The sequence below is a fragment of the Bacillus sp. F9_6S_D1_P_5 genome (assembly GCF_054823925.1).
Genome location: NZ_JBTREW010000024.1, coordinates 57,935 through 71,784 on the forward strand (window position 1 = coordinate 57,935; position 13,850 = coordinate 71,784).

The following is a 13,850-nucleotide window of genomic DNA, read 5'->3' on the forward strand; positions in this document are numbered from 1 at the left end:
TTTAAAATATAAGTAAGAAAAGAGCCTACGTATAGGCTCTTTTCTTACTTACTCCAAATTTAAACTCTTAACGAACCGCGAAATCCTCTAGCAGCATAATAGGAATCTGCTCCATTGTGGTATACAAAAACGTGTCCGAAGCGATAATCGCAAAATAGAGCACCACCGAGTTCTCGAATATCTGAAGGTGTTTGTACCCAGCTTGATGATTTCATATCGAAATCCCCAAGTTGTTGCAACTCTCGATATTGTTCTTCAGTTAATAATTCAATGCCCATAGCAGTTGCCACATCAATAACGTTATTTTCTGGTTTATGTTTTTTTCTTGCCTCTAACGCTTCAAGATCATAACAAAGACTTCTGCGGCCTTTAGGACTCTCCTTTGAACAATCATAGAAAGTATACTCGTCCTTCTCTTCATCATAACCAACAACATCCGGCTCACCGCCAGTTACTTCCATTTCATGAATTGACCATAATTTTTCAGTATTAGTAGCCAGTTTCGCTTCAACTTTAGCCCATTCAAGACCTTCATGGCGGTTCATGTTTTTCTCAAAACGAGCTTGTAATACTTTTAATAGTTCCTCACGTTGTTCTACAGATAACTCATTTTTATTTGCTGTCATATTAGTCCTCCGAATTACGTTTCCTTATAATCATAATGGTTTGCATACAGTTTACAACAATCTGACCCGATTACACAACGAAAAATCCCTGTACGAATATCCATTATATAGTACGAAATCCCTCCATACTTTCCCCAAGAATATAATGTGAAAACCACATCAAGTTCTGCTTCATAATAGCTACATGAATTCCTGGCTGATCAGAACTATATGCCATTCCTTTAAATATAATTAGTTCTGTATCAACTTCCATATCTCTTAATCCTTCATATAGCTCATATGCATTTGTAATTGGAATTCTTACATCCTTTTCTCCATGTTGAATTAACGTAGGCGTACAGGCTGATTTAATATATGTCATTGGTGATGTTTTCTTATATATATCCGGATCATTCCATGGAGTATTTCCTAAATACATGCTAATAAAGTAAGGGATATCTGTATTTACATAATGGGTACTCCAGTTAGTGATTCCGCCCCCAACTGAGATAGCTTTAAATCTATCACTAAATGTAGAACAGAAAGCAGATATATATCCTCCGTTACTCCATCCCATAACTCCTACTCTATCTTTATCTACCATCCCTTTTTCAACTAGTGTATCCACTCCAGATATAACATCATCATAATCAGCAAGTCCTTGTTTTCTATAGTTTGCTTTTAAAAATTCATTACCATAACCAGAACTTCCTCTATAGTTTGGCTCTAAAACGACAAAGCCTTTTTCGATAAACTGTTCAATCGGATATTTCTCATTGAAGCACTCTGAAAATAGCGGAAAGGACGCCCAATTCGGACCACCATGGATTAATACTAATAAGGGATATTCTTTATTTGCCTCAAACTCTACTGGGGTTGATAAAACACCTTCTATTTCAAGACCATCACTACTTTTCCATGAGATGATTTCTCTATTACTTTTAAGCCTGCCTTCGAAAAAGCTATTTTCATTCGTTATTTTTTTATCGTCTAAATAGATTTCAAAGGTTTCATTTGTTATAGCCTTATTATAAGTTATATGATTTCCATCCCTTGTTATAGAGGCATCCATTATAAAGCCATCTACTTTTTCACTTAACATTTCCACCGTGCCATCCTCACATAGCAAACCAATACGGTAATTCGTTTTATCCTGCCATCTAATTAAAATCCCTTTATCCGTCCACTGTAATGGCATAACGGTACTATCAAAATTGATTAAAGGTTCAATTACTTCTCTAGTATTCATATCATATATCTCTACTGTACTATCTTGTATATGATTTCTATAGTAATCCTTCTCTCTTATGCTTGCTGCGTAACATATATTATCGCCCTCGGGAGAAAAGCAGACGCTCCCTCCTAACAACTTATCCATATTCATTTTTTGTAGTTCTCCAGCTTCAACATCTAATATGTAGAGATCACCATTCATATAATCGTTTAAGCTTGGTGTAGCCATACATACAACCTTTTTCCCATCATTTGAAACATCAAAGTTATGTATATAAAAATCCTTACCATCCGTTAGTTGATAAACACCGTTAATCTCGCGTTCCTCTTTATCATTTTGTATCACCTTTTCTATCTCAATGTAGTATAAACAATTATTTCGATGTTCCTTACCTACACGGTGGAAATCTCCATATAGTTCCTTACGTTTCTTTATTTCCTCACATTCTTTCGACTGTGCAACATAATAAAAACCTTTACCCGTGGGATCCCATTTAAATGTACTAATCCCTTCTTCCTCATCAGTCATTTGAACCTCACTACAACCATCTATTGATTTAACAAAGATCTGATTTGTATTAGCCCCTTCACCGCCCGGACTAAGATATGCAATAGTCTTAGAATCTGGAGACCATAATGGGTGCGTACTATCTATATCTCCAGTTGTTAGTGAGTAACTCTGCCCTCTATCTTTCTCATATATCCATACATGACTTCTATACGTATTGTCTTCCCAGTTAGCACTCTTCTTAACAAATGCTACGTTTTCGCCATCATCACTTATATTTGTACTCGATAAGGTCGGTAATGAAATAATCTCTTCTATACTTAAATATGTTTTTGCTTTCACTTTCATTAATAAAGCCCCCTTATAATGTCCATGAATCTATCGTCTCTTCTCGTCATAATAAAGAAAATTGTTCACGAATACTTAAAATGATAGCTGAAAATTCAGATAAATAAAAGTAGAACTTTAATTAATAGGATTCTGTCTACTTATCAGTTTTAGGTGTTCTTTTTTTGGCATAAAAATACCCCTTTAGATATGTTATCTAAAGGGGTACGAATTCATAAATTTATTTTAAAGCTTTTTTGTTGGTTTTGAATAAATTTTGATAAAAAGTTTACTGCAAACTTTGATTTTATGATAGAAGAATTACTTACATTTTGAAAAAAGATTGATTAAAAATAGATTCATTCTTGTGAATTAGCGTACAATTTTTATAAAAAAGTTTGATTAAAGCTCATTGGGAATCCTTTAATCAACTATAGGAGGAATGCAATTATATAATCAAGGTTCAACAAACCTTCTTTAAAAAGCTCTATGTGTTTTCCCTCCACTTTCTATATGCTTCCGTAAATAATAATATCTATGAAGTTCCATAATGAAATGAAACAAAATAAGCGAAAGCATTGAGTATACACACATTAATACAATTGCCACCATCTGTTGTGTTGCAAAACCAAGACTGATGTTAGCAATAAGTTGCCCTAATCCTACAAAAGCAACTGCTCCTATCCCCCCCATTCCTTTCGATGATTTTGACTTTTTTCTTGGTTCCTGAAGTTTTTTAATATGATTTTTATAATAATGATACAAAGCAAAACTATATAAACCAAATGAAAAAACAAAATAAATTGGCGTTTGTAATTCTAACATTTCATATGCAAATTTTTGAGCTATAACCAATAATCCTACTGAACATACGATACCAAATACTCCTCGAAATAGAGTGTATTGTAATTGCCGTTTCCGAGGATTGATAATAATCCATATCGCCCATAGGTTCAAAAAGATAATCGGAGGAGCCACTATATATACATACAATAATCGAAAAGGATTCGCAAAAGCAGGCGCAAGAACAAATATGTCTGCTATCCCAATAACAAGAGTAATAATAGTCGATCTTATATCCTGTGCAGCATAAACAGCCATATAGTATTCAAAAGCTTTCTTATTAAAATCTATATTTTTTTGCATGTTAATTAAACCACCCCGCTACTGTTGACCAAGCTTTTTTCGCACCCGTTTTCACCATCATACCTTCAAGTAAAGTACAATTATTTTGAAATTTATTCATCTTTACAAATTAATGTAATTCATCAGTAAATGCTATTTAAATTCACTCTAATTTTATTACAAAGCAAGTCTTTTTTTCTATAATATTCAGAATAAAAACTGACAGATTTCTCAAAATAAACTTTCGGATATTTCCTCACTTCAATAACCTCTTAAACAATTTCTCTCTTAATAAAATCGGAATGTTCATTCAAAAGAAAGTAGTTTTGTTCTAAATCCGATAAAAATTCATGTTGCCTACTGGCTTTTATTCCTTTTAAACGAGTTGAACGACCTAGAGAGGATACATCTTGAATTTTCAGCCATGGTTTATAATTTATACCGATACCTGAACCACGACCTTCTTTTATCCACTTTCCAATTTCAGGTGTTCTTTTTCATTTAAACATAAAAACACCCCTTTAGATAATCATATCTAAAAGGGTGAAGCATCACGACTTTATTTCAAATCCACACTATATTTTTATTAACCTACTAATCTCCTACTCAACCGTTACAGACTTAGCTAAGTTACGTGGCTTATCAACATCACACTCGCGGTGAAGTGCTGCGTAGTATGAGATAAGTTGTAATGGAATAACTGCTACTAGTGGTGCTAGTGCTTCGTGTACAGCTGGTAATACGAAGCTGTCACCTTCCATTTCTAAGCCTTTCATTGAGATGATACATGGGTTAGCTCCGCGTGCTACTACTTCTTTCACGTTACCACGAATTCCAAGGTTTACGTGCTCTTGTGTAGCAAGTGCGATAACTGGTGTACCGTTTTCGATTAAGGCGATTGTACCGTGTTTTAATTCTCCTCCAGCAAATCCTTCTGCTTGGATGTAAGAGATTTCTTTTAGCTTTAACGCACCTTCTAATCCTACGTAGAAGTCTACGCTACGTCCGATGAAGAAACAGTTACGCGTTGTTGCTAAAAATTGTTTTGCTAGTGCATCCATTTCTTCTTTTTGATCACAAAGTTCTATCATTGCATTTGCTACAAGTCCTAATTCGTGTGTTAAATCGAAATCAAGAACTTCACCTTTCGCTTTAGCAATATCCGCTGCTAAAATTGAAAGTACTGCAAGCTGTGCTGTGTAAGCTTTCGTTGATGCAACTGCGATTTCTGGTCCCGCGTATAACGGAAGTGTATAATCAGCTTCACGAGAAAGCGTAGAACCAGGTACGTTTGTAATCGTTAATGCTTTATGACCCATTTCATTCGTTTGTACAAGTACTGCACGGCTATCAGCTGTTTCACCACTTTGTGAAATGTAAATGAAGAATGGTCTTTCTGTTAATAATGGCATGTTATAAGAGAATTCACTTGCTACGTGCACTTCAACTGGCATTTTTGCAAACTTCTCGATAAATTGTTTTCCAACAAGACCTGCATGATAACTTGTTCCACATGCAATAATGTAAATACGATCGCTATCTAAAATTGCATTGCGAATGTCTTGATCTAATTCAATTTCGCCATTTTCATCTTGATACTTTTGAATTATATTACGGATTACAAGTGGTTGCTCATCGATTTCTTTAAGCATGAAATGAGGATATGTTCCTTTTTCAATATCACTTGCGTCTAATTCCGCTGTAAACGGTGCACGTTCAATCGTTTCACCTTGTAAGTTTTTAATTGTAATACTTTCTTTCGTTACAATTACGATTTCTTTATCCATCAATTCAATAAATTGATCTGTAACTTGTAACATCGCCATAGCGTCGCTCGCCACAACATTAAAGTTGTCACCAACACCTACTAATAGCGGGCTTTTGTTTTTAGCAACATAAATCATGTTTGGATTTTCAGCATCAAGTAATCCGATTGCATAAGAGCCATGTAAAAGAGATAGCGTATTACGGAACGCTTCTTCTACACTTAGTCCTGTGCTCACTTGTTGTTCCATAAGCTGTACGATAATCTCTGTATCCGTTTCACTTACGAACGTTACATCTTGTAAATATTCCTTTTTCACTAATTCATAGTTCTCAATTACACCGTTATGAACTAGTGTAAAACGTTTTGATGTACTTTGATGCGGATGCGCGTTTACTTTGCTTGGAACACCATGTGTAGCCCAGCGTGTGTGACCGATTCCCACGCTTGCTGCTACGTTCTCATCTACGATTTCGCGAAGTTTTGCAATACGGCCTTTTTCTTTGTATACAACAACACCGTTCTCTGCTTGTACTGCAATACCTGCTGAATCATATCCACGATATTCTAGCTTTTCTAAACCTTTTAATAAAATTTCCTTTGCATCTTGCTCTCCAATAAATCCTACGATTCCACACATGTTTAGTCGCCGTTACAAATGCTTACACTGCTCTGCGAACATGTAACGACATAGTCCGATACCATTTTTATTTATACTAAAAAACGGATTACATATTGCTAGCCCTGTAAGCTTGTAACGGCTTTCACCTTCCTCTCGATTGGGTTTAAGTCCGTATATACTTATACAGCTAGTTTGTATCCGTTCCTTTTCTCTCATCACACTTTCACCTTTGTCCACTAAGTCACCTTAATGATTTAAGTAAAAGCTTGCGGTTGTGATGAACAACCGGGAGTCATCCGCCGAAATCTCGATAAACCCCACCTCGTCAACTACACTACTTGTAGTTCTGGCGCTTCTATAATTTACAATATTTCCTTTGAGAAAAAGAACAAGACCATCTTATAACAAACATGGATAAACCGTCAATGAAATTTTTTTCATCGTCTATAAAACATATGAAAAAGGAGCACTTCTTGTGCTCCTTTTTCATAAATTTATTGAATTATTCAGCGCCAACTTCAGCTTTCACAACTTCTACAATACGATGTACATATGCGTCACAAACTTCTTGTGTTGGTGCTTCTGCCATTACACGAATAAGTGGCTCTGTTCCAGATGGACGAACAAGAATGCGGCCATCACCGTTCATTTCTTCCTCGACAACACGAATAATTTCTTTAATTTTTTCATTTTCTAACGCTAGTTTTTTATCTGTTACACGAACATTTACTAGTAATTGTGGGAATTTCGTCATCTCACCTGCAAGCTCAGATAATGGCTTTTTCGTCATTTTCATGATGTTTACAAGTTGAAGTGCACTTAACATTCCATCACCAGTTGTAATGTAATCAAGTAAGATAATGTGACCTGATTGTTCTCCGCCCAGGTTATATCCACCACGCTTCATCTCTTCCATTACGTAGCGATCACCAACTGCTGTTTTATCACTTGTAATATCGTTAGCTTCAAGTGCTTTGTAGAAACCTAAGTTACTCATAACCGTTGAAACAACTGTATTGTGCTTCAGTTGACCAGTTTCTTTCATGTACTTCGCACAAATAAACATAATTTGATCGCCATCAACGATGTTTCCTTTTTCATCTACAGCGATTAAACGGTCACCGTCACCATCAAAGGCAAGACCGATATCAGCGCCTTTTTCTTTTACTAATTTAGCTAATACTTCTGGATGTGTAGAACCTACTCCATCGTTAATGTTCATACCGTTTGGTGAAGTTCCCATTGTTGAAATATCAGCCTCTAAATCCGCAAATAAGTATGGAGCTAAAGAAGACGTAGCACCATGCGCACAATCTAAAGCGATATGTAAACCAGAGAAATCTTCTTCTACAGTTTGTTTAATGTATTGTAAATATTTTTGTCCGCCTTCAAAATAATCACTCACTTGTCCAAGGTTAGTACCTGTTGGACGTGGTAACTCATCAACTTCTTTGTCTAATAAAGCTTCGATTTCTGCTTCTTGCTCATCTGTTAATTTAAAACCGTCTGAACCGAAGAATTTGATTCCGTTATCCTGTACTGGATTATGAGATGCAGAAATCATAACACCTGCTTGTGCATCTAAAGCTTTCGTTAAATAAGCAACACCTGGTGTAGAAATAACACCAAGGCGCATTACTTCTGCTCCAGTTGATAATAGACCGGCTACTAAAGCTCCTTCTAACATATGTCCTGATATACGTGTATCACGGCCAATAATTACTTTTGGACGATCTGTATCTTTTGTTAATACATAACCACCAAAACGTCCAATTTTGAACGCTAATTCAGGTGTTAACTCCTGATTCGCAACCCCGCGTACTCCATCTGTACCAAAATATTTACCCATTATGATTCGCTCCTTTTTCTGGCTCTTTTTGATTATCTACTGTTGGCTCTTGACTCGTTTCTTTTTCTTTTTCTTGATCTTTATTTTGTTCCTGTTCCTTTTCCGGGTCAGGCTTAGGTTCAGGTTCAGGATTTTTTGGTTTTTCAGTTTGATTATCTTGGTTATGATTTGAATCTGGATTTTCACCGTTACCCTGTACTTCTTTATCTGGATTTTCTTTCTTCACAATTGTGACCTTAGCACTTTTTTGCTTTGGTTCTATTGAAATATTACCAGGACCGCTCACTTGAATGGAAACATCCTTTGTTCCCGGAGATACATTTTGCAGATTAATCGCTGCTGTTATTTGAGCAGCTGTTATTTTATCTACTATACTTGTTTCTCCTGAAATATCAACGCTTATCTTCCCATCTTGCGGCGAAAGTAGCTGGGCCGTAACATCTTTAGAAAGTCCATTTTTTTGAATCGATATACCATCAATCGTTCTTGTTTTCGTTTGTTTTGTTTTTTGTACGCCTACTGAAACCTTCACTTGATTCGGTTTTGCACTTGTTACACCCTTTGGCAATAAAACAGAGGTATCGAATGTTGTAGACTCTGTCAATTGACTAAGATCTACTTCGACCCCCTCTATCGATTGTATATTATCCAATACATCTTTTGGACCTGCTATCGTTACTTCTCGCGGGTCAACGCTAATATTTGTAACGGCCAATCCTTCTGGTAAACTCCCCTTTTTCGTATACGTTACAGGAACAGTTTTTTCCGTATTATTGGCCGTAGCTTGCGTCGCCACATTTAACGTTACACTAATTTTAGATGGACTCGTTCTTACATTTAAACGTTTTCCTTCTTTATTGTATAATGTAACTTCAGGTGTTTTCGTAACAGTTTTATTAACACCTTTTAAATCAATATACGCTTTAGCAGATGAAATACTTTCAATTTCTTCTTTCGTCCCAACTACCTCAACCGTATCAGGTTTAATATTTGATTTTTCAAGAGTAGCACCCGCTGGCATTTGATCCTCATTTGATAATTTTAAATCTACATGAACATATTTTCTCGCTTTTTCATGAAGAGTAATTTTAATTGTTGATGGCTGAACTGTTCCTTTCACATCATCTGGAAGCCCGTTCGTTTTTAAGGCAACTTCATACGTCCCTTTTTCGCTATCTCTCAAATCAACTGGTATATCAAATTGTTTTTTCGCCTTTGCTGTAGCAACTGCTGCTTTTGGGCCCTCTAACTTCACCTTGACGCCCTCTGCCGGAATACCACTTACAATATATTTCTCGTCATCATACTTAACGTTAATAGCATAATTCGTTAATGTTTCTTTCGTATCATTTGCGAAAGGTATTATCCCCGATGTCGTATTTTTTTCAGTTAAATTCGCTGACATAAAAAGCATACACGCCAATAGTAATGAGATCCCTTTTAGAAACCAATGATTCTCCATTAACTTATCCATGACGCTTTCTCCTCCAATTCCATAAAGACGAAGAAGTCGTTTTTTCGTTCGCACTAAATTCAGCTAACAACATATCTTTCAATTGTTCTGTCTTCAAATCACGATGCAACTTACCATTTTTCGTTAAAGAAATTTGGCCAGTTTCTTCCGACACAACTACTGTAATGCTATCAGTAACTTCACTAACTCCCATTGCGGCGCGATGCCTAGTTCCTAGTTCCTTAGAGATAAACGGACTTTCCGATAAGGGAAGATAACACGCTGCTGCTTTAATGGTACTTCCTTGCATAATGACCGCTCCATCGTGAAGAGGTGTATTAGGAATGAAAATATTAATGAGTAATTCCGATGATACGTTAGCATTTAGCGGAATACCTGTTTCCACATAATCACCCATACCGGTCTCTTTTGACAAAGTAATTAATGCACCAATTCTACGTTTCCCCATATATTCCGTTGCTTTTGCTATCGCTGTTGCAACCATTTCAGGCTCATCATCCTCATGGGTTCCAGTACGTGAAAATAAGCTCCCGCGTCCTAGCTGCTCAAGTGCTCTTCGCAATTCTGGCTGAAAGATAATAATAACGGCTAAAAATCCCCACGTTAATACTTGTTCAGTTAGCCAAGATAGCGTATGCAATTCAAGGAAAATACTAATCATCTTAACGACAATAATAACTGTAATCCCTTTTAAAAGTTGAACAGCTTTCGTCCCTCGGATTATAAGAATTAGCTTATATATAATAAACCATACAATGGCAATATCTAATGCCGTACTAAGATATTTCAAAATGGCCGTATCTTCAAAAGGCATGCTATCCCTTCCTCCTACTTACGAGCAATTCTATCCATATATTGAAATATTGTTTTATGCTCTATCTGTATGTATTTCCAACAACTAGTTAATTATACCATACATGAAACAAACGACAATTACAAACAACCCCCTTTAGCTCAAATTGGTAAGATGTCAAACATTTTTATCTTACAGTATAATATAAATCATTATTATACGCCTATTTTCAAATAAAAAAAGCAACTTCTCAGTTGCTTTTCTTACATTTATTTTAGTTTTTCACCGAACAAAGAACCCATTAAAGCAACCGCTGTTGTTGCCGTTCTATTTCGCTCATCTAAAATCGTATTTACCTCAACAAACTCAGCAGATGTAACAATATCAGCTTCTGCTAACATTTCCATTGCTAAATGGCTTTCACGATAAGATAAACCACCAATTACAGGTGTTCCAACTCCTGGTGCATCATGAGGATCAAGACCATCTAAATCTAATGATAAATGCACACCATCAGTATGAGATAAATACGCGATTGTTTCTTCCATAACAGCCGTCATACCCATACGATCAATCTCGTGCATTGAGAATACTTTAATGCCTTCATTGCGAATAAAGTCTTTTTCTCCTTCATCTAATGCACGTGCACCGATAATTACAACGTTCTCTTTTTTCACCTTTGGATATGCCCCGTATAAATCTACAAGCGCGGGATGTCCATATCCTAAACTTGCAGCAAGTGACATACCATGAATATTTCCAGATGGTGAAGTTTCTTCTGTATTTAAATCACCATGTGCATCATACCAAATAACACCTAAATTTTTATAATGTTTCGCAACACCAGCTAATGTACCAATAGCGATACTATGGTCGCCACCTAATACAAGTGGAAAACGTCCTTCTTCTATAATATGATCTACCTTACTTGCTAATTCGTTACATACAGTTGCAACTTGTGTAAGGTTTCTTAAGCTTGTATTTACATCTACTTCTTTTTCTCTCTCTATACATATATCTCCCATATCTTTAACGTCATATCCAATTTCTTCAATTCTTTCAATTACGCCTGCATAACGGATTGCGCTTGGCCCCATATCTACCCCGCGACGCATCTGTCCTAAATCCATTGGAACTCCAATAACTGAGATTTCTTTTTTCATAGATAGTATCCCCCTTTTGTGCCTTCACTAAATATTTTAAATCTTTTTTATAGTCTGACTCAACTCGACATTTTTCTGTATGGATATACAAATTATTCACTTATATAAGCTTTAAAACCCAAATGTTAAGACTATTCTATGTATAAAGTTAACTTAATGAAACAACTACCATCATTATTATTAGATAATAATAAAAAACACTCCTACATTTAGAAGTGTTTTTCTGATGCAATTTTCCACACTGCTGCAATATTCTTTGCTGTCATTTCAACATTCTCTTCTGCTACTTTATATGCCTCTTCTAACGTGATAGGACTCGCTGTAATACTAAATACTGCATCGATTCCTTTTTCGTGAACAGCTTGATAATTCGGAGATACAGATCCTCCAATAGCAATGACAGGAATATGAAAATGCTTCGCACGCTCCGCAACACCTACAGGTGCCTTTCCATATGCTGTTTGTTCATCTATTCTACCTTCACCAGTTATAATTAAGTCTGCGCCCTCTATATGCTGATCAAAATTTGTATAATCTAATACAATTTCAATTCCTCTCCGCAAGTTTCCCTTTAACACTGCAATAACAGCTGCTCCCATTCCTCCCGCAGCTCCTGCACCAGGTGTTTTACATACGTCACAAGATAAGGATTGTTTTAGAATATGCGCATAATGCTTTAAATTTTCATCCAGCTCTTTCATCATCTCTGCATCCGCACCCTTTTGCCGTCCAAATACGAAAGATGCTCCTTTTATTCCAACTAACGGATTATCTACATCACATGCTGCTTCTATCTTTATATGCGCTAAACGTGAATCCATTTGCGAAAAATCAATAGTGACGATCGAATGCAACGTCCCTCCAGATGGCTCTATTACTTCCCCTTCTTGATTCATAAACCTGACTCCTAAAGCTGACAACATACCCGCTCCACCATCATTTGTAGCACTTCCTCCAAGTCCTAAAATAATGTGCTCAGCTCCTTCGTCTAGCGCATTTAGTATAAGTTCTCCTGTTCCTTTCGTCGTTGTAATAAGTGGGTTTCGTTTTTTAACCGGAACATGTTGTAATCCCGATGCTGCTGCCATTTCAATAAACGCTGTCTTTTTATCTTTAGACATACCATAAAAGGCTTGTACGCTCTCTCTAAGCGGCCCTGTCACATGAAGTGATATAATTCTCCCCCCTGTAGCATCAACAAGGGCATCCACCGTTCCTTCTCCTCCATCTCCAATCGGGATCTTTACATACTCTGCTTTAGGGAAGATTGCTCCAAAACCTCTTTCTATAGCTTCACATACTTCTATAGCTTTTAAGCTTTCTTTATATGAATCAGATGCAATAACAACTTTCACAATTATCCCCCACCCTTTACTTTTACGTTTTCTTCATTTTAAACGACAAGTATGAACGTTGTCTTTTCAAACACAAAAAAAGCTTACATCATATGATGTAAGCTTCTCTATTAGATGGAGCCTAGCGGGATCGAACCGCTGACCTCCTGCGTGCAAGGCAGGCGCTCTCCCAGCTGAGCTAAGGCCCCTTAGTAATTAAGCGGAAGACGGGATTCGAACCCGCGACCCCAACCTTGGCAAGGTTGTATTCTACCACTGAACTACTTCCGCGAAAATGGTGAGCCATGAAGGACTCGAACCTTCGACCCTCTGATTAAAAGTCAGATGCTCTACCAACTGAGCTAATGGCTCGTAAATGGCTGGGCTAGCTGGATTCGAACCAGCGCATGACGGAGTCAAAGTCCGTTGCCTTACCGCTTGGCTATAGCCCATTAATATTTACTAGTATGGTTATCTTTTCAAAAAAATAAACCCTCTCAGGTTATTTTAAAGAAAATGGTGGAGGGGGGCAGATTCGAACTGCCGAACCCGAAGGAGCGGATTTACAGTCCGCCGCGTTTAGCCACTTCGCTACCCCTCCGACATTTAAAATATATATGGTGGAGGATGACGGGATCGAACCGCCGACCCCCTGCTTGTAAGGCAGGTGCTCTCCCAGCTGAGCTAATCCTCCAAAAGTGGTGACCCGTACGGGATTCGAACCCGTGTTACCGCCGTGAAAGGGCGGTGTCTTAACCACTTGACCAACGGGCCAAAAATTTTAAAACTCTTCCCAAGCTTCCAACCGGGCTTGAACCGGTGACCTCTTCCTTACCATGGAAGTGCTCTACCAGCTGAGCTATGGAAGCATAATGGCTCCGCAGGTAGGACTCGAACCTACGACCGATCGGTTAACAGCCGATAGCTCTACCACTGAGCTACTGCGGAATAATATTAGCCTGGCAACGTCCTACTCTCACAGGGACAAGGTCCCAACTACCATCGGCGCTAGAGAGCTTAACTTCCGTGTTCGGTATGGGAACGGGTGTGAC

Annotated in this window: 10 protein-coding genes, 9 tRNA genes, 1 rRNA gene and 1 pseudogene; all 21 read right to left on the reverse strand. The window is 37.3% G+C overall.

Going from position 1 to position 13,850, the window contains the following annotated elements:
• Positions 1-59: 59 nt before the first annotated feature.
• The gene (locus ACUXEY_RS23470) at positions 60-626 is read right to left on the reverse strand and encodes a DUF4256 domain-containing protein (protein WP_166705195.1); all 567 of its coding nucleotides are present in this window, start codon (positions 624-626) and stop codon (positions 60-62) included.
• Between the two features lie 103 nt (positions 627-729).
• Positions 730-2,694 carry a S9 family peptidase gene (locus ACUXEY_RS23475; RefSeq protein ID WP_461301724.1) on the reverse strand — a complete coding sequence of 655 codons (1,965 nt, stop codon included), beginning with the start codon at positions 2,692-2,694 and terminating at the stop codon, positions 730-732.
• 456 nt (positions 2,695-3,150) lie between these two features.
• A complete protein-coding gene (locus ACUXEY_RS23480) occupies positions 3,151-3,819 on the reverse strand; it encodes a hypothetical protein (protein ID WP_461301725.1) in 669 nt (222 codons plus the stop codon).
• Between the two features lie 269 nt (positions 3,820-4,088).
• Positions 4,089-4,280: pseudogene (locus ACUXEY_RS23485) on the reverse strand (heteromeric transposase endonuclease subunit TnsA); the annotation flags it as partial.
• Between the two features lie 120 nt (positions 4,281-4,400).
• The gene (glmS, locus tag ACUXEY_RS23490) at positions 4,401-6,203 is read right to left on the reverse strand and encodes a glutamine--fructose-6-phosphate transaminase (isomerizing) (protein ID WP_098881420.1); all 1,803 of its coding nucleotides are present in this window, start codon (positions 6,201-6,203) and stop codon (positions 4,401-4,403) included.
• 12 nt (positions 6,204-6,215) lie between these two features.
• Entirely contained in the window at positions 6,216-6,401 is a 186-nt protein-coding gene (locus ACUXEY_RS23495; RefSeq protein ID WP_001208183.1) for a hypothetical protein, read from the reverse strand.
• A 286-nt stretch (positions 6,402-6,687) separates the two neighbouring features.
• Positions 6,688-8,034, reverse strand: a complete 1,347-nt coding sequence (gene glmM / locus ACUXEY_RS23500; protein ID WP_166705193.1) for a phosphoglucosamine mutase — start codon at positions 8,032-8,034, stop codon at positions 6,688-6,690.
• Positions 8,027-9,508, reverse strand: a complete 1,482-nt coding sequence (locus ACUXEY_RS23505; protein WP_461301726.1) for a CdaR family protein — start codon at positions 9,506-9,508, stop codon at positions 8,027-8,029. Before ACUXEY_RS23505 ends, glmM begins: the two co-directional genes overlap by 8 nt.
• Positions 9,501-10,322: a diadenylate cyclase CdaA gene (gene cdaA, locus ACUXEY_RS23510; protein ID WP_166705191.1), complete on the reverse strand. Its 822-nt coding sequence runs from the start codon at positions 10,320-10,322 to the stop codon at positions 9,501-9,503. Before cdaA ends, ACUXEY_RS23505 begins: the two co-directional genes overlap by 8 nt.
• 248 nt (positions 10,323-10,570) lie before the next feature.
• Entirely contained in the window at positions 10,571-11,464 is an 894-nt protein-coding gene (gene rocF, locus ACUXEY_RS23515) for an arginase (protein WP_000711567.1), read from the reverse strand.
• A gap of 209 nt (positions 11,465-11,673) precedes the next feature.
• On the reverse strand, positions 11,674-12,819 hold the full coding sequence (locus tag ACUXEY_RS23520) for a glycerate kinase (protein WP_461301727.1): 1,146 nt from the start codon (positions 12,817-12,819) through the stop codon (positions 11,674-11,676).
• 115 nt (positions 12,820-12,934) lie between these two features.
• Positions 12,935-13,007 (reverse strand) — tRNA-Ala (locus ACUXEY_RS23525).
• A 10-nt stretch (positions 13,008-13,017) separates the two neighbouring features.
• Positions 13,018-13,089 (reverse strand) — tRNA-Gly (locus ACUXEY_RS23530).
• A 5-nt stretch (positions 13,090-13,094) separates the two neighbouring features.
• Positions 13,095-13,170, reverse strand: a tRNA-Lys gene (locus tag ACUXEY_RS23535).
• Positions 13,171-13,175: 5 nt separating this feature from the next.
• A tRNA-Gln gene (locus ACUXEY_RS23540) sits at positions 13,176-13,250 on the reverse strand.
• A gap of 65 nt (positions 13,251-13,315) precedes the next feature.
• A tRNA-Tyr gene (locus ACUXEY_RS23545) sits at positions 13,316-13,399 on the reverse strand.
• Between the two features lie 17 nt (positions 13,400-13,416).
• Positions 13,417-13,492, reverse strand: a tRNA-Val gene (locus ACUXEY_RS23550).
• Between the two features lie 5 nt (positions 13,493-13,497).
• Positions 13,498-13,572, reverse strand: a tRNA-Glu gene (locus ACUXEY_RS23555).
• A gap of 22 nt (positions 13,573-13,594) precedes the next feature.
• A tRNA-Thr gene (locus ACUXEY_RS23560) sits at positions 13,595-13,667 on the reverse strand.
• A 4-nt stretch (positions 13,668-13,671) separates the two neighbouring features.
• A tRNA-Asn gene (locus tag ACUXEY_RS23565) sits at positions 13,672-13,746 on the reverse strand.
• A gap of 9 nt (positions 13,747-13,755) precedes the next feature.
• Positions 13,756-13,850, reverse strand: a 5S ribosomal RNA gene (rrf, locus tag ACUXEY_RS23570); the annotation flags it as partial.